This is a genomic window from Kluyvera ascorbata ATCC 33433, from assembly GCF_000735365.1.
In the GTDB taxonomy this organism is placed as follows: domain Bacteria; phylum Pseudomonadota; class Gammaproteobacteria; order Enterobacterales; family Enterobacteriaceae; genus Kluyvera; species Kluyvera ascorbata.
Window position 1 is genome coordinate 28,373 of the sequence record NZ_JMPL01000010.1, and the last position, 17,217, is coordinate 45,589.

At 53.3% G+C, this 17,217-nt stretch carries 17 protein-coding genes and 1 pseudogene; 7 read left to right on the forward strand and 11 right to left on the reverse strand.

The features are described 5' to 3' along the window. The first annotated feature begins 278 nt into the window (after positions 1–278). The 5 genes from fdhD to GKAS_RS04700 all read left to right on the forward strand — a co-directional run bounded on the left by fdhD (position 279) and on the right by GKAS_RS04700 (position 3,685). Positions 279–1,028: a formate dehydrogenase accessory sulfurtransferase FdhD gene (gene fdhD, locus GKAS_RS04680; RefSeq protein ID WP_220182503.1), complete on the forward strand. Its 750-nt coding sequence runs from the start codon at positions 279–281 to the stop codon at positions 1,026–1,028. A 128-nt stretch (positions 1,029–1,156) separates the two neighbouring features. Continuing rightward, positions 1,157–1,369, forward strand: a complete 213-nt coding sequence (locus GKAS_RS04685; RefSeq protein WP_035892326.1) for a YdgH/BhsA/McbA family protein — start codon at positions 1,157–1,159, stop codon at positions 1,367–1,369. A 289-nt stretch (positions 1,370–1,658) separates the two neighbouring features. After that, entirely contained in the window at positions 1,659–2,351 is a 693-nt protein-coding gene (locus GKAS_RS04690) for a hypothetical protein (protein ID WP_035892327.1), read from the forward strand. Between the two features lie 510 nt (positions 2,352–2,861). After that, entirely contained in the window at positions 2,862–3,341 is a 480-nt protein-coding gene (locus GKAS_RS04695; protein WP_035892328.1) for an Hcp family type VI secretion system effector, read from the forward strand. A gap of 131 nt (positions 3,342–3,472) precedes the next feature. Next, complete coding sequence (locus GKAS_RS04700) at positions 3,473–3,685, forward strand: YdgH/BhsA/McbA family protein (protein WP_035892329.1); 213 nt, start codon at positions 3,473–3,475, stop codon at positions 3,683–3,685. A gap of 61 nt (positions 3,686–3,746) precedes the next feature. Here GKAS_RS04700 and GKAS_RS04705 read toward each other — a convergent pair whose 3' ends face one another. Next, positions 3,747–4,070 (reverse strand): AzlD domain-containing protein, encoded by a 324-nt coding sequence (locus GKAS_RS04705; RefSeq protein WP_035892330.1) that lies wholly within the window; start codon positions 4,068–4,070, stop codon positions 3,747–3,749. Then, on the reverse strand, positions 4,070–4,720 hold the full coding sequence (locus GKAS_RS04710; RefSeq protein ID WP_115074394.1) for an AzlC family ABC transporter permease: 651 nt from the start codon (positions 4,718–4,720) through the stop codon (positions 4,070–4,072). Before GKAS_RS04710 ends, GKAS_RS04705 begins: the two co-directional genes overlap by 1 nt. Positions 4,721–4,834: 114 nt before the next feature. On the opposite strand from GKAS_RS04710, the gene GKAS_RS04715 reads away from it, so the two are divergent. Continuing rightward, positions 4,835–5,383 carry a helix-turn-helix domain-containing protein gene (locus GKAS_RS04715; protein ID WP_035892332.1) on the forward strand — a complete coding sequence of 183 codons (549 nt, stop codon included), beginning with the start codon at positions 4,835–4,837 and terminating at the stop codon, positions 5,381–5,383. 355 nt (positions 5,384–5,738) lie between these two features. Continuing rightward, positions 5,739–7,137 (forward strand): annotated as a pseudogene (locus tag GKAS_RS04720) (carbohydrate porin). A gap of 62 nt (positions 7,138–7,199) precedes the next feature. Here the strand turns inward: GKAS_RS04720 and rhaM are convergent. From rhaM to rhaB, 9 genes are all read right to left on the reverse strand, one after another. After that, positions 7,200–7,514: an L-rhamnose mutarotase gene (gene rhaM, locus GKAS_RS04725; protein WP_035892333.1), complete on the reverse strand. Its 315-nt coding sequence runs from the start codon at positions 7,512–7,514 to the stop codon at positions 7,200–7,202. Then, positions 7,511–8,659: a lactaldehyde reductase gene (fucO, locus tag GKAS_RS04730; RefSeq protein WP_035892335.1), complete on the reverse strand. Its 1,149-nt coding sequence runs from the start codon at positions 8,657–8,659 to the stop codon at positions 7,511–7,513. Before fucO ends, rhaM begins: the two co-directional genes overlap by 4 nt. Before the next feature lie 70 nt (positions 8,660–8,729). Then, entirely contained in the window at positions 8,730–9,734 is a 1,005-nt protein-coding gene (locus GKAS_RS04735) for an ABC transporter permease (RefSeq protein WP_035892336.1), read from the reverse strand. Further along, a complete protein-coding gene (locus GKAS_RS04740) occupies positions 9,731–10,735 on the reverse strand; it encodes an ABC transporter permease (RefSeq protein WP_035892337.1) in 1,005 nt (334 codons plus the stop codon). The genes GKAS_RS04735 and GKAS_RS04740 overlap by 4 nt, the downstream gene beginning before the upstream one ends. Further along, positions 10,736–12,241 (reverse strand): sugar ABC transporter ATP-binding protein, encoded by a 1,506-nt coding sequence (locus tag GKAS_RS04745; protein ID WP_035892338.1) that lies wholly within the window; start codon positions 12,239–12,241, stop codon positions 10,736–10,738. A gap of 99 nt (positions 12,242–12,340) precedes the next feature. Beyond that, positions 12,341–13,327, reverse strand: a complete 987-nt coding sequence (rhaS, locus tag GKAS_RS04750) for a rhamnose ABC transporter substrate-binding protein (RefSeq protein WP_035892339.1) — start codon at positions 13,325–13,327, stop codon at positions 12,341–12,343. Between the two features lie 92 nt (positions 13,328–13,419). Beyond that, entirely contained in the window at positions 13,420–14,250 is an 831-nt protein-coding gene (rhaD, locus tag GKAS_RS04755; protein WP_035892340.1) for a rhamnulose-1-phosphate aldolase, read from the reverse strand. 115 nt (positions 14,251–14,365) lie between these two features. Continuing rightward, complete coding sequence (gene rhaA, locus GKAS_RS04760; protein WP_035892341.1) at positions 14,366–15,625, reverse strand: L-rhamnose isomerase; 1,260 nt, start codon at positions 15,623–15,625, stop codon at positions 14,366–14,368. Continuing rightward, positions 15,622–17,091, reverse strand: a complete 1,470-nt coding sequence (gene rhaB, locus GKAS_RS04765) for a rhamnulokinase (RefSeq protein WP_035892342.1) — start codon at positions 17,089–17,091, stop codon at positions 15,622–15,624. Before rhaB ends, rhaA begins: the two co-directional genes overlap by 4 nt. Between the last annotated feature and the right edge of the window lie 126 nt (positions 17,092–17,217).

Below are 17,217 nucleotides of genomic sequence, written 5' to 3' on the forward strand. Positions count from 1 at the left end.
TGATTTTGCGCGTGATTAACGAAGATAACCATAAGGTAGTACCTCTGGTTTAATCAGTCGTTTTGTAGCAGAATGCCGCGAAAAATGCGTATTGTGCGTTATTGCACCACAACTTGATCCATAATAAGCCTCAATTCCCTCCGGTTGTGATGGAATAGATGCCCCTTATTTCGATGTCGTTCAGAGTATTTGCCGTGTTTAATTTTAAAGATGAAGTCGAACCCTCGTTGCAGCTGATTGGTGCAGCCGAGCGTGCTGTCTTCAGAAGGCCAAAGATTATGCAACCCACACAGGATATTCTCGCTGAAGAAGTTCCCGTTGCGCTGGTCTACAACGGCATTTCTCACGTCGTCATGATGGCGACGCCGAAAGACCTCGAAGCCTTTGCCATAGGTTTTTCCCTGTCTGAAGGCATCATTGAACATCCGCGTGAAATATTCGGGATGGACGTTGTGCCGGCCTGCAACGGCATGGAAGTCAGAATTGAGCTCTCCAGCCGTCGCTTTATGGGGCTGAAAGAGCGCCGTCGTGCGCTTGCCGGGCGAACCGGGTGTGGCGTTTGCGGCGTCGAGCAGCTCAACGATATTGGCAAACCTATCCAGCCTCTGCCTTTCAGCCAGACCTTTGATCTGGCTTACCTCGATCATGCGTTAAGGCATTTAAACGATGTTCAGCCCGTTGGCCGTGAGACGGGTTGTACCCACGCGGCAGCCTGGGTTATGCCATCGGGTGAGCTGGTGGGCGGGCATGAAGACGTGGGTCGCCATGTGGCGCTGGATAAACTGCTGGGCCATCGTGCGCAGGAAGGGTCGCGCTGGCAGTTGGGCGCAGCGCTGGTTTCCAGCCGTGCCAGCTACGAGATGGTGCAGAAATCAGCCATGTGCGGCGTCGAGATTTTGTTTGCGGTTTCCGCAGCCACCACGCTGGCGGTAGAAGTTGCCGAACGCTGCAACCTGACGCTGGTGGGTTTTTGTAAGCCGGGCAGAGCGACAATCTACACGCATCCACAGCGTCTTATCGGTGAGTAATTAATATTCAATTAATTTGAATGATGACAACAAATCCTTCCGCTTTTCGTTGAACGATGTGAGGACTATTATTTATCACATCAAGGCAACACGCCTTACCCAAACAACCAAGTGAAAGGGTTTACATCATGAAAAGCATCAAAACTTTTGTCGCAGTTATCGCTCTTGCCGCTTCTTTCGGTACCTTCGCTGCTCAGACCGTGACCGCAACTGCCTCTACCATTGACGGTGCAGAAGCGAAAATTGCAGCCCAGGCTGAACAGGCTGGTGCAAGCTCCTACAAAATTACCCAGGCTTATTCCGGTAACCGCGTGCACATGACCGCTGAACTGAATAAATAAGCTGCGAGTCACCGTCGAAAGAGCGCCCTTGGGGCGCTTTTTTTGTTTCTAGGGTTCTACGCCGGAACTACCGACATTTTCATCACTCCCCCCGTCCTTTTCGTGGAAGATAAGACCTGGATCAATCTGTCCGATGGGCAGAATCAGATATTTTTATAGGGCGATACAATCCTGTGGTTCCGATGGGTATGACTGAGTTATTTTTCGCTCCCGCCCCGCAGTCTATCGGATGTTTTCCTGAGGAACATAATGGGAAAATGGATTTAATGAAAATTAACATGGAGCAGTTATGTACAACAATAATGAGGTTATCAGTTACCTACAAGCCAACAAAATTCTTGCACTGAAGCTCGAGCATGCTGTTTCAGCCGTCGGAGAACAGGTCAGAAATCAGGTTGATATATTAGGTAAGGGGACGACCCGTCTGCTGTATTACACGTCTTGTTTCACCGATGAATATAACGATGTTTGCCAGCAGCAAAAGACAGAAGATCTGCGTTTTAGAAATGCAGTTATTCGAATTATTCAGCATGGTGATGTTGTCTATGAAATGCTTCGAATCTACTTTGAAGAAATGTTGAAATACAAAACCAATGCTCAGTTAGAGCATATTAAAAAATTACTTATGGCAGTGAATATCCATATAGCTGCTAGCTCCCTTACAGGTGCAGGGTATGCTTTAGCGGTTGCTACCAGCGTTCGTATTGGATTGAATTTAAGTATACAACTCAGTGCCCTTACGGGACGTGCTGCGGGCACGGTTGCTGGAGTTGTTGCTACATATGGCCTGGTTCAGAAAGCGGCGGATAGTGCCCATCGTTTACATGTCCAATACCCAGCCTATTACTCAGGACTTTACATGCAACAACTAGAAATGATGTATTTCCTGATTGAACCAACATTTGAGCGTGCAGGCGCACTAGAAGCGCAATGGTCATCTGATTCCAATATAGCAAACATCATCACCCGGATGATCCGATAACCATGATTCAATCAATAAAAAAATTTCTACTGTGGCAACTCAGATTTTTATCATCGCTTTATGGTCCGGTGATTTTCACGGTTATTTTTGCTCTACTTCAGGGGCATTTTTTCCCTGACAGCCCTATCTGGCCTATAGGACTATTCGCCATAGTTATGGTATTTATTTTTACACGTTACTGTAAATGGTGAGAGCGTGAAGATCGCAGTTATTTAAATTACAATGGGTATCGGATGATGAGATTGTAGATATTATTATCAGGATGATTAGATATCCATGATGAATATCATTAAAAGATTGATCGGGCGAATATTAAGATCATTGATATTGATGTACAGACCTGCCGTAGTGACGGTTTTATTTGCAATTGTCCTTTTCCAAATTTTCCCTGACGGGCCAATATGGCCTGTCCCCATATTCTGCATTTTTGCGATCGTTGTTTTTTATCGGTATATGAAATAATAATATTAAAAGATAGCATTATCTTAAATTTATATATAAGGGAATTCTATGTCTGCACCCGCGCATTTATGGCTTGAAGATGAAAATGGTTCGCCGATCGTTGGTAGTTGTTTAATACCACTTCGTCTGGGGTCTATAGAGTTAAAATCATTTTCTCACGGTGTAACTATCCCGGTAGATCCAAACTGGGGAAAGCTAACAGGAACGCGCGTCCATCGCCCCATCACGGTAGTGAAGGAATTTGACCAAACGACACCTATTCTGTATCGCGCCGTATGCGAGGGCCGAACACTGAAAAAAGCAATAATCAAGATGTATCGAATACTGGAGTCGGGCATTGAGTCTGAATATTTCAATATCATCCTGGAAAACGTCAAACTCACGACGCTTTCCCCTTACCTTGCCCCTAATGGCATGAGTAGCACCCATCTTGAAACGCTCGAGTTGCGTTATGAGGCAATTACCTGGAAGTATACCGAGGGTAATATTATTTATCGCGATGTATGGAACGATCGTTGTTGTGCTTGAGTAAACATGGTCAATGAATTTGAATGATGACAACAAATTCTTCCGCTTTTCGTTGAACGATGTGAGGACTATTATTTATCACATCAAGGCAACACGCCTTACACAAACAATCAACTTAAAGGGTTTATATCATGAAAAGCATCAAAAATTTTGTCGCAATTATCGCTCTTGCCGCTTCTTTCGGTACTTTCGCAGCTCAGACCGTGACCGCAACCGCCTCTACCATTGACGGTGCAGAAGCGAAAATTGCAGCTCAGGCTGAACAGGCTGGTGCAAGCTCCTACAAAATTACCCAGGCTTATTCCGGTAACCGCGTGCACATGACCGCTGAACTGAACAAATAAGCTTAAGCAACTGTAGAAAGAGCGCCCCAGGGCGCTTTTTTCGTTTTAGCAGTAGGCCGGATTAGTTGATACCTGCCAGACGCAGCAGTGCGGTAACTACCGCAGCAGCAATAATCACGACGATAAGCGGCGCTTTGCGCCAGGCCAGAAATACCGCAAAACCTACCCCCAGCACGCGCGCCGCACCGGAGAAATGCTCCCCCTCATAAAACGTAGTCGCCAGCGCAACGGAAAAGAGCAGCACCGTGGCGGCATCGGAAAGTAGCGCCTGCGAGCGCTCGGAAAAGGCCAGGCGATTACCCAGCTTCGCGCCGCCAAGACGCATCAGATAGGTCCCCACGGAAAGAATGGCGATTCCGGCGATAAACAGCGTCATGTTACCCATTATTTTTTCCTCGCCAGCAGGCCAAACAGTGAGAGCAGAACCGGCAGCCCAACCGGCGCGAACGGTACAGCGGCAAGCGATAGCGCCGCGCCGCTGCAGGCGCGGATAAGCGTGGTGCGATTTTTAAAGGCCGGGATCACCAGCGCCAGCAGAATGGCCGGGAATACGGCATCCAGCCCGATGGTTTCTGGTGCGGGCAATAATCTCCCGACTGCTGCGCCAAAAAGTGCTCCGAGCGGCCAGAAGAGTGCGACGCCAAGACCACAGAGCCAGAAAGCGGCTTTGCGCTGTTCAGGGGTGGGTTGCGATAAGCCAAAGACCACGCTTTCGTCGTTCATGATATGGCAGCCAATAAAACTGGCGGCGCGTTTGCCCACCAGGTCACGCACCGTCACGCCAAAAGGAATATGACGAGCGTTGACTAACAGACCCGCCGCCGCCGCGGCCAACGGGTTTCCGCCGCTGGCAACAATGCCGATAAACATAAATTCTGACGCCCCCGCGAGGACGGAGACCGAGAGCAGCAGCGGTACCCACAGCGGGAAGCCGTACGCCATTGCTAGCGAACCATAAGAGACGCCGACTACGCCGACAGCGAGACAAACAAGAAAGACGGCCTTAATTGTGCTGCCTTTCAGACAGGAGAACATTTTTAATGACATCGAATTTTACCATATCGAACGATATATCCATTATAATGAACGAATCAGTGTGGTAGTTCAAGATGAACGTTTCGTTCGATAAATAAAACGATGGAGTTGTGTATGACACAGCCAATCAGCGTGATTGCTCAAAGCCTGGTACGTGAGCGCGCAAGAACCGGATTATCTCTGGCCGAAATCGCCCGTCGCGCCGGTATTGCCAAATCAACGCTTTCGCAGCTTGAGGCCGGGAACGGTAACCCTAGCCTGGAAACTTTATGGGCACTTTGTGTCGCGCTGGATATTCCTTTTGCCCGTCTGCTTGAGCCGCAGCCCAACAAAACCCAGGTGATCCGCCGGGGTGAGGGGACGAAGGTGATTGCCGAGCAGGCCAACTATCAGGCCACATTACTCGCGACCTGCCCACCGGGCGCGCGCCGCGATATCTATCTGCTGACGACGCAGCCTGGTGCAGACCGTATCTCGCAGCCGCACCCGCCTGGTTCAATTGAGCATATTGTTGTCACGCAGGGCCGAGCACTGGTTGGCCTGACCGCAGCGCCGGAAGAGCTGAATGCGGGCGATTACATCTGCTATCCCGCTGATGAGCCACATCTTTTTAAAGCGCTGGAGCCGGATACGCTGGCGATTCTGGTCGCGGAGCAGAACTGAAAGTGGATAGATGCAGATATATATAATTCTGCATCTATTTTTTAAAATCATAACATCAAAATAATATTTAATTTTTATTTGTTTATATATCTTATATTTTGGATTTATAGTTTATCCTGCTATTATTATTTTATCTTCCATCAATGTTATCTCGCTCACGATCTTTTCATTCCCCTTATTTACGCGCTAAAAATTATTAGCTAGTGTTCGTGTGCCTGCTAAGAAATGTAATTTCTCTTTAGAATGTATTCATTCTGGTAAGGGAATTATAAAAACATTCATCACTATTATATAAGTGCGCATGAAATCTCTTTTGGGGTTTCCAGGTTATTCTTTATTTCAAGGAAAGTGAATAATGAAGAAAACGACATTAGCTGTCGCTATTGGATTATTATTAGTGGCTAATACTAGTTTTGCTAAAACAACGAAAATGACGTTGGAGCAGCGACTGGAACAGTTAGAATCCCGTCTGGAAGCAGCAGAAAACCGGGCCGATCGGGCTGAGCAAAAAGTCCAGGATTTGCAGGTACAGCAGGCCGCTGAAATTAAAGAAATTAAAGCTGCTCAGGGCAATACGCCGGTGAACGGTGAAACGAGAGTGGAAGAAACCAGGAAAAATGCGGCCACACCTAATCTTGTTTTGAGCGGCTATGGCGATCTCAAAATCTACGGTGACGTTGAATTCAATATGGATGGCGAAAGCCGCCGCGGTACGCTGAGCAAACTTAATGAAGATCACTCCATTGGAACATGGGATATGGACGGTCGTATCCTGATTGGTTTTGATGGGGTGCGTAAGATGAGTAACGGTCAGTTCGCTGGCTTCTCTATACAACCGTTGGCCGATATGTATGGCACCATGAATCTTGATGATGCGCGCTTCAATTTCGGCCAGGAAAATGACTGGAAAGTGGAAGTCGGTCGTTTCGAAGCTTTCGATATGTTCCCACTGAATCAGGATACCTTTGTCGAGCATTCGGGGAATACAGCTAATGATCTGTATACCGATGGTCAGGGTTACATCTATATGATGAAAGAAGGCCGCGGTCGTTCCGATGCGGGTGGTAATTTCCTGATGAGTAAGCAGGTAGATGACTGGTACTTCGAACTTAACTCGCTGATTGAAGACGGTACTACTCTTTTTTCTGACGGCGATAACGTGAATGTAGACGGTCGTACCTATCACGGTCGTAAGATGGAACAGGATAAAAACGTCGTCTATCTGCGTCCGGTTGTGAACTGGAAGCCAACATCTGAGCTTTCTTTCTCCGCGGCAATGGAATCGAACGTGGTGAACAACGCTTACGGTTATACCAACAGCAAAGGCGAGTTTGTCGATCAGTCTGACCGTACCGGCTATGGTTTAACCATGACCTGGGATACCACTAAAGGTGACCCGGATAATGGCGTTATCTTTAACCTGAACACTGCCTATCTGGACGCCACTAACGAAGATGACTTTACTGCGGCCACTAATATCTGGTGGAAAAATGTTGAAGTGGGTTATATCTACGCACACAATAAAATTAGCGATTTTGCGGGTGTAGTCTGTGATAACAACTGCATTATTCAGGAAGAAGGCACTTACGATATTCATACAGTCCATGCGTCATATTGGATTAAAAACGTAATGAATATGGAGAACTTTAATATTTATCTGGGGACTTATTATTCTAAAATCCAGAGTGATGAAAAAGTCATCCTCTGATGACGATCGCTACGGCGCACGTGTCCGCTTCAAATACTATTTCTAAAAATGGAAAAGGCCTCTGGATACAGAGGCCTTTTTATATGGCACGGTATACAAACCGTTTATTTATTCCAGATAAAACACTTCTTTCAATTCTGCGCTTACCGGGCTGTTATCCGGGTTAGACGGCATCACGTCGGTCATGTGCTTCCACCAACGCTGGCACACCTCGGTGTTCGCCACCGCGTTCCAGCGATCTTCGGACTCAATCTCTACGGTTGCAAACAGCAGGTTACGTTCTTTATCGAGATAAATCGCGTAATGGTGAGCGCCGTGTGCTTTTAGCACGGCTTCCAGCTCCGGCCAGATTGGGCTGTGGCGACGTTGGTACTCTTCGTGTGCGTTGGCGTTCACCTGCATCACAAAGGCTTTACGGATCATAAGGCCTCCAGGTACAGCTCGCGAACTTCATCGCGGCTGGCGGTTCGCGGGTTGCAAGGCGCACATGGGTCGGCCAGCGCTTTATCCAGCCAGCCTTCGATATCAGCTTTGGTCACGCCGAGTTTGCTGAACCCTTCAGGAATGCCCACGCGAGCGCTGAGTTTACGGATGGCGGCGATCGCCTCCATGCTCGCAACTTCATCGCTCATGTTGCGGGTATCAACGCCCATCGCCTGCGCCACGCGGGCAAAGCGCGCTACGGCGTTCGGGCGGTTAAAGTTCTCGATGATTGGCAGCAGAATAGCGTTACACACGCCGTGCGGCAGGTTGTGCGTGGCACCCGGCTGATGCGCCAGCGCGTGTACTAAACCCAGACCGGCGCTGTTAAACGCCATGCCCGCCAGATACTGGCCAAATGCCATCTGCTCGCGAGCTTCCAGGTTGTGACCCTCGTCGACGGCTTTCGGCAGCCACAGAGTAATAAGGCGAATGGCTTCGAGCGCGTTGGCATCGGTCAGCGGGTGTGCGCCGACGGAGACATACGCTTCAACCGCGTGAGTCAGCGCGTCCATGCCAGTGGCGGCGGTGACGGAAGCCGGAATATCGAGCATCACGCTGGCATCGTCAACGGCGATGTCCGGAATGATGTTGGAATCGATAATCACCTCTTTCACCTGGCGCGCGGAATCGATGATCACCGCATTGCTGGTCATTTCTGCGGCAGTACCGGCGGTGGTATTGATCGCCACCAGATGGACGCCCGCATTCAGCACTTTGCCGACGCCAGAGTACGCGGTTGACGGACCAAGGTTGGCGGTCAGGATCTTAATCGCTTTCGCCGTGTCGATTGGACTGCCGCCGCCGAAGGCGATGATGTAGTCACAGTTTTCGGCCTGATAGGCGGCAAAGCCTTTTTGCACCAGCTCTTCGGTTGGGTTCGGGAAAACCTCATCGAACAGGTGATAAGACATTTTATGCTCGTCCAGCGCGGTGAACAGGCTCTCCAGCAGGCCCATTTTCACCAGTTGGCCGTCGGTGACGATCAGCGCTTTTCCCCATTGCTTACCGGCAACCAGGTTGACCATATCACCAATGGCGCCCGCGCCGTGCAGGCTGATTTTTGGCAGTGCTAACATAAAACTCATGGTGTTTCTCCTTAAATACCTAACTTATGAAATCCTGTTTTCCCCTCATCCTGTGGGGTGAGGAGCATCTTTAAATTCGTCTTCGTTGCATCACCCGGCGAGCAATAATCGGCAGTGAAATCACCACGATCAGCATCGCGCCGATGATGATGGACATGACGATGCCGGGGACGTTTAGCAGGCTCAGCCCGAAGGTGACGAGCCCCATCAGAAAGGCGGCGATAATGACGCCGACCATGCTGCCGGAGCCGCCAAGAATGTTAATGCCGCCGAGTACCGCCATGGTCACCACCGCCAGCTCCCAGCCCATCGCAATGGTGGGCCGGGTACTGCCCAGACGAGAAGTTAGCAGCACCGCCGCCAGGCCAGACATCAGCCCGACCAGCGCGAACAGCAGCAGGTTGTGGCGCTTAACGTTAATCCCCGAATACCATGCGCCGGTGGGGTTATTGCCGATGGCGTAGGTGCGACGGCCAAAGTTGGTTTTGTGCAGCAGGAAGGCAAATGCTGCGGCGAGCACGATAAACAGCGCAAACTCAAACGACAGTGCGCCCCATACGTAGCCCTGGCCGAACCAGGCGAAGCTCTCCGGGTATTTGTTCAGTGCCTGGTCACCGAGCAGAATGTAGGTAATGCCGCGATACAGGCTCATCGTGCCGATGGTGATGACGATGGAAGAGAGGTTAAAGCGGGTGACCAGCAGCCCGTTAAACAGCCCGCACAGCAGGCCGACCCCTAGCCCAACGCAAACCAGCAATGGCGTGTCCATTCCAGCGGCGGCGCAGAAGCCCATCAGCGTGGAGCTCAGGGCGATGGTCGACGCGACTGACAGGTCAATCTCGCGGGCGATAATCAGCATCGCCATCGGTAGCACGATGATCGCTTTCTCGGTGAAGTTGAAGGTGGCGTCCGACAGGTTCCAGATGTTGAGGAAGTAGGGCGAAGCCAGCGCGTTCCCGACAAACACCAGCAGCGTCACCGCCAGTAAAAAGCCTTCCCAGCACAGCAGACGCTGGAAGAACGACGGCGCAGCGATTTCCGTTTTAATCTCGTCCGGCATCATTATTTTGCTCATGAGCGCACCGCCTGTTTTTGTCGGGCCAGCGCGGCATCGCGCAGGATCAGTCGTCCTTTGCGTTTATTGCCGCGTTCGTTCAGCAGGACGGCAATCACAATGACCGCGCCGGAAATGGCCATCTGCCAGAACGGCGAAATACCGATCACCGGCAGGGCGTTGTTGATGATGCCGAGGAACAGCGCGCCGCACAGGCAGCCCACCACACGCCCGGTACCGCCCATGGTGCTGATCCCGCCAATCACGCAGGCAGCTACTACCTGAAGTTCGAAGCCGTTAGCGACGTCGACGTAGGCCACGGCAAAGCGCGAGATCCACAAATAGCCGCAGAACCCGGCCAGTGCGCCAGAAAGGCAGAAGCTGACGAACTGCATTTTCCCGGCGTTGATCCCGGTGTAGTAGGCGGCGGTGGCGTTGCCTCCGGCGGTGTAGAGCGCCCGCCCGGTGCGGCTAAAGCGCAGGAAGTAGCCGACCAGCAGCAGCGCAGCCACGGCACACCAGCTTAGTACCGGCAGACCCAACAGTGAGGCGCGCGGCAGGCCGAGGAAATCGGCGCTCATCTGATGCGAGTTGACCCAGCCGCCGTCGGAGAGCAGGAAGATAATCCCGCGGTAGATGCTCATGGTGCCAAGCGTCACCACAATCGCCGGAATACCGAGCTTCCAGACCAGCAGGCCGTTAATCATGCCCATCACCAGCCCCAGCGCCGTCGCTAGCAGCAGTAACGCCCATACAGGAACGGTCGGAAAATGGAAGTTAAGCAGCGCAACGATCATCCCGGTGAGCGCCAGATTGGCGGCCATCGACAGGTCGATGCCTTTGGTTAGCAGCACCATCATCTGTCCCAGCGCGAGGATGATTAGGATGGCGGTATCGTTGAACATTTCCACCAGGTTACCCGGTGAGACGAACGACGGCACGCGGCTGCCGATGGCACCGATCATCAAAATGATGACCGCGGCGAGCAGCGCTTCGCGGTGTTTAAATAAGGATTGCCACATTTATGCTGCCTCCTTCCCCGCGCCGCTGGCGGCACTGACGATGGTTTCTGCTGTAGCTTCACCGGCCTGATATTCCGCGACCATCAGCCCTTCATGCATCACGATAATGCGGTCGGCCATGCCCATCACTTCCGGCAGTTCCGATGACACCATAATCACCGCCAGCCCCTGAGCAACCAGCTCGGACATAAACTGATGCACCGCGGCCTTTGAGCCGATATCGATGCCTTTGGTCGGTTCATCAAGAATGATCACGTCAGGATGGGTTGCCAGCCATTTGCCGATCACCACTTTCTGTTGATTACCGCCGGAGAGAGTCTCCACCGGCTGTCGCCAGCTAAAGGCTTTTACCTGCAATCGTCGGGCGTATTCGTCGGCAAGCTGCCATTCGCGCGCGTCGTTGAGCACGCCGCGCGGGTTGAGTTTGCTCAGCTGCGGCAGGCTAATGTTCTGGGCAATCGGCAGTTCGATAATCGCCCCCTGCTTTTGTCGCTCTTCCGGCACGCAGACGATTCCGGCATTGATGGCATCAGCAGGCTGGCGAAAACGTACCGGTTTGCCGTTCAGGACTATCTCGCCGGACGACGGATGCGACACGCCGGAAAGCGCCTGCATCAGCTCGGTGCGCCCGGCGCCGACCAGGCCGTAAAAGCCGAGAATTTCCCCTTTACGCAGGGTGAAGTCGATATGGGCAAATTCGGTCGGGTGGCAAAGGTCTTTGACCTCCAGCACCACGCTGCCTTTTTCACAGGCCACTTTCGGGTAGGTTTGCGTGATCGCACGGCCTACCATCATGGCAACCATTCGCTCTTCGGTTATCTCATTGATTGCGCCGGAGCCCACGTATACGCCGTCGCGTAAGATGGTGTAGTGATCCGCGAGCTCAAAAATTTCATCAAACTTGTGCGAGATAAACAGGATGGCTTTGCCTTCCAGCTTCAGACGTTCAACGATTTGATAAAACTCCAGAATCTCGTGCTGGGAGAGGGCGGCGGTGGGTTCGTCGAGGATCACCACCTGCGCCTCAAATGACAACGCGCGCGCGATCGCCACCATGTGGCGCTGGGCGATGCTGAGGGTTTTTAAGATGGCGCGCGGGTCAATCTGCACGTCGAGGCGGGAGAGGATTTCCCGCGCTTTCTGGTGCATCGCAGGCCAGTCGAGCTTTTTCAGCCAGCCTTTGTAGAGGTACTGGCCGACAAAAATATTTTCGGTGACCGAGAGTTCATCGAACAGCACGGTTTCCTGATGAATAGCGGTGATCCCTACCCGGTGCGCGGAGTCCGGCGTGGGCAGGGTAATCGGAATGGCCTTGTAGAGAATCTCGCCCTCTTCGGCCTGATAAATGCCGGTCATCACTTTGACCAGCGTGGACTTGCCCGCGCCGTTTTCACCGATTAACGCGGTGACCTTGCCGGGCCAGAGATCGAGCTGTACGTTTTCAAGCGCGCGCACGCCGGGGAAGACTTTGGTTATCCCCTTAAGCTGCAGCAAAGGTGTAGCCATAATCGTTCTCCATCATAGGGGATTTGTAGGGCAGGTAAGCCATAGCGCACCTGCCGTTTTGCCGGATGGCGCTAGCGCTTATCCGGCCTACAAAACGCATCAGAAGATTTTTGAGAACTTATCAATATTGCTGGCATCGTAGACGAACGGCTCGGACATCGCGCCGTTGCCGTCAGCATCGAGCTTCACTTTGCCCAGCTTGCCCATGCTGGCTTCGGTTTTGGTTGCCGTGCCTTTTACCAGGTCATCAGCGAGATAAGTCGCGGCATAGCCCAGATCGATCGGGTTCCAGATGGCGAAGCTTTTGCTCGCGCCGGACTTAATCGCCCCGGCCATTTCAGACGGCAGCCCCAGCCCGGTAACGTAAACTTTGCCGATTTTTCCCTGATCCTTCACCGCCTGCGCCGCCGCGACGATGCCGACGGAAGACGGTGAGACAATCACTTTCAGGTCCGGATAGGACTTCAGCAGCCCGACCGCTTCGCGGTAGCTTTTATCCGACAGGTCGTCGCCGTAGGCCACGGTCACCAGGTTGATGGACGGATAGTTCGGCAGCACCTTTTTCATCTCGCCAATCCAGATATTCTGGTTGGTGGAGGTTGGGGTCGCGCTCAGAATGGCGACATCGCCTTTCTCCACGTTCAGCGCTTTCAGCGCATCGGCGGCAAGCTTAACGTTGGTTTCACCAATCAGCTGATTGTTCGACGGATTCAGGTGAATCTGGCGGCCACCGGCGGCAACGCCGGAATCCCATGACACGACTTTAATGCCGCGCTGCATGGCTTTTTTCAGTACCGGCACGACGGCATCGGGATCGTTAGCGGAAATTGCGATCGCATCGACGCCCTGAGCGATCAGCCCATTGAGCACTTCGATCTGCGCCTCGGCCGTGGTGGTGGTCGGGCCGGTGTAAATGACTTTAACATCGCCTAACTCTTTGGCCGCCTCCTGTGCGCCAACGTTCGCGGCTTCGAAGAAGCCATTGCCTAATGACTTCGCCACGAGGGCAATTTTCACTTCAGCTAAAGCGGAACCGGACAACGCCAGGGCGGCAACGGTGAGGATGAAGCTTGCTTTTATTTTCATTGCTTGTACTCCACGGTTTTGAGTTAGTTGGTTTGCAGGTAACAGAATTTTTTCCCCTGCGGATCGTTGCCCGCAGGGGTTATGCGATGTTCTTACTTGTACAGATTTAATGCGCTGGCCATCGGGGTCACGCCAAAGCGTTGGCCGAGGGCAATCAGTTCTTGCTGCGTGATGGTCTGCTTCATGCCGCCCATCGAGTACACCTTAACCAGCACTTCTGCGGATTTTTCGGCGGTATCAATCAGACCAAAAGTTTCGTCGAGCGTAGGGCCGCTGCCGAAGACGCCGTGGAACGGCCACAGCACCAGAGAGTGTTGCTGCATAGAAACGGCGGTCGCCTGACCGATTTCATCCGTTCCCGGCACCATCCACGGCAGAATGCCGACACCGTCCGGGAAGACCACCAGACACTCGGTGCTGCCTTCCCACAGTTTGCGGGTAATCAACGCGGAGTCGTTTTCCAGTACGTAGGTCAGCGCGATCAGGTTGGTCGCGTGGCAGTGCATGATGACGCGGTCTTTACCGCCGGTCAGTTTGATACGTTCGCAGTGTGACAGGAAATGCGCCGGCAGTTCGGAGGTTGGTACAGCTTCGTGAGTCAGCCCCCACAAAATATGGTAGCCCGCGCCGTCGCTATCGACTTTCACCACGCCGAGGTTGGCGGCCGGGTCGAGCTGCACGTTGCGGAAGAACTTGCCGGAACCGGTGACGATAAACGGCGTATTTGCCAGCATTGGCATCGGCTGGCTCAGGGCGATATAGCGCGGTTTAGCGTGGAAATCAGCGGTGAACGGCGCGATATCCGTATCGTCCAGGCGCAGCGTCAGGTTGCCGCCGTTGCGTTCGTCCCAGCCTTTTAACCAGGCGTCAGAGGTGGCTTTAATCATGCCCTGGACGAACCAGGAATCGGTAATGGTCTGCATAGTCTTTGTGTCCTGTTTGCTTTAATGCCCGATGGCGCTGCGCTTATCGGGCCTACAACGGCTGTTGTTTCGTAGGCCGGATAAGGCAAAGCCGCCATCCGGCAATCGCACTCGATTATTTACGCTTATTCAGAATCTCTTTCTCGTAGCTGCGCACGCTCTCCAGCCACTGGCTGCCCGCAGGCGTATCGTTACGCTGGCAGTACATTTCCCACACCGCTTGCCACGGCAGGCACTTCTGCTCTTCCAGCAGCGCCAGACGCGCGGTGTAGTCACCGTCAACTTCCAGCTGACGCAGCTGTTCGGTTGGCTCCAGCAGCGCGCGCAGCAGGGCTTTCTTCATGTTGCGGGTACCGATAACCCACGCGGCGATGCGGTTGATGGAGGCGTCGAAGAAATCGAGGCCGATGTGCACGCGGTCAAACAGGTCGTGGCGGATGATTTCGCTCGCGATGGCCTGAGTTTCGTCGTCCAGCAGCACCACGTGGTCGCTGTCCCAACGTACCGGGCGGCTCACGTGCAGCAGCAGGCGCGGCACGTACAGCATGGCGGCGGAGATTTTGTCCGAGATAACTTCGGTTGGGTGGAAGTGGCCAGCATCCAGGCACAATGCGGTCTGGCGGCTGGTGGCGTAACCCATGTAGAACTCGTTGGAGCCCACGGTGTAGCTTTCTGCGCCAATGCCGAACAGCTTGCTCTCAACGGCATCGATGTGATGCGCTGGGTCCAGTTTTTCGCTGATGACTTCATCCAGCGCGGCGGCCAGACGCTGGCGCGGTGCTAAACGGTCAACGGTCACGTCTTTCATGCCGTCTGGGATCCAGATATTCATCACCGAAGGCGTCCCCAGTTGCTCGCCAAAGTAGGCGGAAACGCGGCGGCTGGCCTTGCAGTGGTCAATCCAGAACTGGCGAATTTTCGGGTCGGCGTGGGACAGCGTAAAGCCGTCTGCGCTCAGCGGGTGCGAGAAGCAAGACGGGTTAAAATCGAGGCCCAGCTTGTGTTCTTTCGCCCACTCAACCCAGTTTTTGAAGTGCTCCGGTTTGATTTGGTCTCGTGCTACCGGGGTGTCTGACTCCAGATAGATGGCGTGCAGGTTGAGACGTTTTGGCCCAGGGATCAGGCTCAGCGCCTGCTCCAGGTCGGCGCGCAGCTCGCTAGCGTTGCGCGCTTTGCCCGGGTAGTTACCGGTCGCCTGAATGCCACCCGTTAAACTGCCTTCTGGATTTTCAAAACCCGCGACGTCGTCGCCCTGCCAGCAGTGCATCGAAACCGGTAAACGGTCCAACTGGCGTAACGCCTCTTCGACATCGATACCTACAGCGGAATAGCGCTGTTTCGCGAGTTCCCAGGCTTGGTCAAGTTGAGTGGTCATGCGCAAAGCTCCTTTGTCTGTCGTTTTTGCTGAAACTGCGCAACGTAGCGGGCAATTTCATGGTCTGGATTGGGGGTGAATGTGGTGAGGCCGTAGTTACCGGTCACCACTTTGCGGAAATCGTCAACGTTAGTGAGTTCGTCCAGCGTCATTAGCTGAATGCCGATATTGCCGAGGGTTGATGCTTCAATCGGTCCCGCGACCACGGTAATACCGCAGGCATCAGCGCAAAGCTGATTCAGCATCTGGTTCTGGCAGCCGCCGCCCACGATGTGCAGCTGGCTGAACGGCTTGCCGCGAAGCTGCGCCAGTTCGTTGAGCACGTCGGCATACAGCAGCGCCAGGCTGTCGAAGATGCAGCGCGCCAGTTCGGCAGGCGTGGTCGGAATGGGCTGTGCCGTTTCGCGGCAGGCGGCCTGAATCTCCGCGCTCATGTTTTCCGGGTTGATGAAGCGGTCTTCGTTCGGGTTAATCAGATAGCGGCAGGCTGGCAGCGCCTGCGTTTTTGCAATCAGCTCAGGCAGGTCGCCAACATGTTGTTCTTTCAGGACGCGCTGTAGCAGCCACAGACCCATGATGTTTTTCAGCACCCGGTAGCGCCCTTCCGCACCACCTTCATTGGTGATGTTGGCGCGCTGCGCCATCTCGCTGGTGTACGGGGTTTTACTTTCAAAACCCATCAGCGACCAGGTGCCGGAGGAGAGATAGGCGGCATCGTGGTCTGCCAGCGGTGAGGCAATCACGGCGCTCGCGGTATCGTGGCTGGCGACGGCAACCACCGGGATTTTATTACCCAGCGGGCAGATCCAGTGACCGATCACATTGCCGGGGTGGGTCGGCGTACCGAACCACTCGCGCGGCGCACCGGTCCAGTTCAGCAGGTCTTCATCCCAGTTATCGCTGTTAATATTGACCAACTGCGTGGTGGTGGCGTTGGTGTATTCCCAGTTCATTTTTCCGGTCAGGCGGAAGCTAAGGTAGTCCGGGATCAGCAACGCATGAGCCGCTTTACTGACCAGCTCCGGTTGCTGTTCAACCAGCGCCCGTAGCTGGTAGAGCGTATTGAACGGTAGAAACTGAATGCCGCTGCGACGATAGATCTCACCTTTACCCAGTTGTTCCATCGCCAGGGCCATGACGCCATCGGTGCGGCTATCGCGGTAGGCCACCGGCAGGCCAACGCGCTGCCCGTGCTTGTCCAGAAGGACGTAGTCCACGCCCCAGGTGTCGATACCGATGCTGTCGATCAAAATGCCTTCATCGCACACTTTGTTGAGGCCGATGCGGATTTCCGCTTCCAGCGCGTCGATATCCCAGGTATCGAAACCTTCCTGCTTATGCAGATTGTTCACGAAACGGTGAATTTCGCGCAGTGAAAGCGAACGCTGTTCGGCATCAAAGCGCGCCAGCATTACGCGTCCGCTGGAGGCGCCTAAATCGACGGCCACACAATGGCGAAAAGTCATGGCAAGAGTCCTTCTATGAGTCATTGCCAGACAGTCTAGAAAAAGCGCAATGTCACAACCTTCTCGTTACTGACAGGCGAAATTAGGCGCTGGCAAGAAAGCAAAGATGAACGTGAGAGAGTTCAC

What these genes read in the sequence shown, in the direction of transcription:
- GKAS_RS04735 (WP_035892336.1), bottom strand. Translation starts at nt 9,734, where the DNA reads ATGAGCAAAATAATGATGCCGGACGAGATTAAAACGGAAATCGCTGCG.
- GKAS_RS04740 (WP_035892337.1), bottom strand. Translation starts at nt 10,735, where the DNA reads ATGTGGCAATCCTTATTTAAACACCGCGAAGCGCTGCTCGCCGCGGTC.
- rhaA (WP_035892341.1), bottom strand. Translation starts at nt 15,625, where the DNA reads ATGACCACTCAACTTGACCAAGCCTGGGAACTCGCGAAACAGCGCTAT.
- fdhD (WP_220182503.1), top strand. Translation starts at nt 279, where the DNA reads ATGCAACCCACACAGGATATTCTCGCTGAAGAAGTTCCCGTTGCGCTG.
- GKAS_RS04745 (WP_035892338.1), bottom strand. Translation starts at nt 12,241, where the DNA reads ATGGCTACACCTTTGCTGCAGCTTAAGGGGATAACCAAAGTCTTCCCC.
- rhaD (WP_035892340.1), bottom strand. Translation starts at nt 14,250, where the DNA reads ATGCAGACCATTACCGATTCCTGGTTCGTCCAGGGCATGATTAAAGCC.
- GKAS_RS04700 (WP_035892329.1), top strand. Translation starts at nt 3,473, where the DNA reads ATGAAAAGCATCAAAAATTTTGTCGCAATTATCGCTCTTGCCGCTTCT.
- fucO (WP_035892335.1), bottom strand. Translation starts at nt 8,659, where the DNA reads ATGAGTTTTATGTTAGCACTGCCAAAAATCAGCCTGCACGGCGCGGGC.
- rhaM (WP_035892333.1), bottom strand. Translation starts at nt 7,514, where the DNA reads ATGATCCGTAAAGCCTTTGTGATGCAGGTGAACGCCAACGCACACGAA.
- GKAS_RS04715 (WP_035892332.1), top strand. Translation starts at nt 4,835, where the DNA reads ATGACACAGCCAATCAGCGTGATTGCTCAAAGCCTGGTACGTGAGCGC.
- rhaS (WP_035892339.1), bottom strand. Translation starts at nt 13,327, where the DNA reads ATGAAAATAAAAGCAAGCTTCATCCTCACCGTTGCCGCCCTGGCGTTG.
- GKAS_RS04705 (WP_035892330.1), bottom strand. Translation starts at nt 4,070, where the DNA reads ATGGGTAACATGACGCTGTTTATCGCCGGAATCGCCATTCTTTCCGTG.
- GKAS_RS04685 (WP_035892326.1), top strand. Translation starts at nt 1,157, where the DNA reads ATGAAAAGCATCAAAACTTTTGTCGCAGTTATCGCTCTTGCCGCTTCT.
- GKAS_RS04710 (WP_115074394.1), bottom strand. Translation starts at nt 4,720, where the DNA reads ATGTTCTCCTGTCTGAAAGGCAGCACAATTAAGGCCGTCTTTCTTGTT.
- rhaB (WP_035892342.1), bottom strand. Translation starts at nt 17,091, where the DNA reads ATGACTTTTCGCCATTGTGTGGCCGTCGATTTAGGCGCCTCCAGCGGA.
- GKAS_RS04690 (WP_035892327.1), top strand. Translation starts at nt 1,659, where the DNA reads ATGTACAACAATAATGAGGTTATCAGTTACCTACAAGCCAACAAAATT.
- GKAS_RS04695 (WP_035892328.1), top strand. Translation starts at nt 2,862, where the DNA reads ATGTCTGCACCCGCGCATTTATGGCTTGAAGATGAAAATGGTTCGCCG.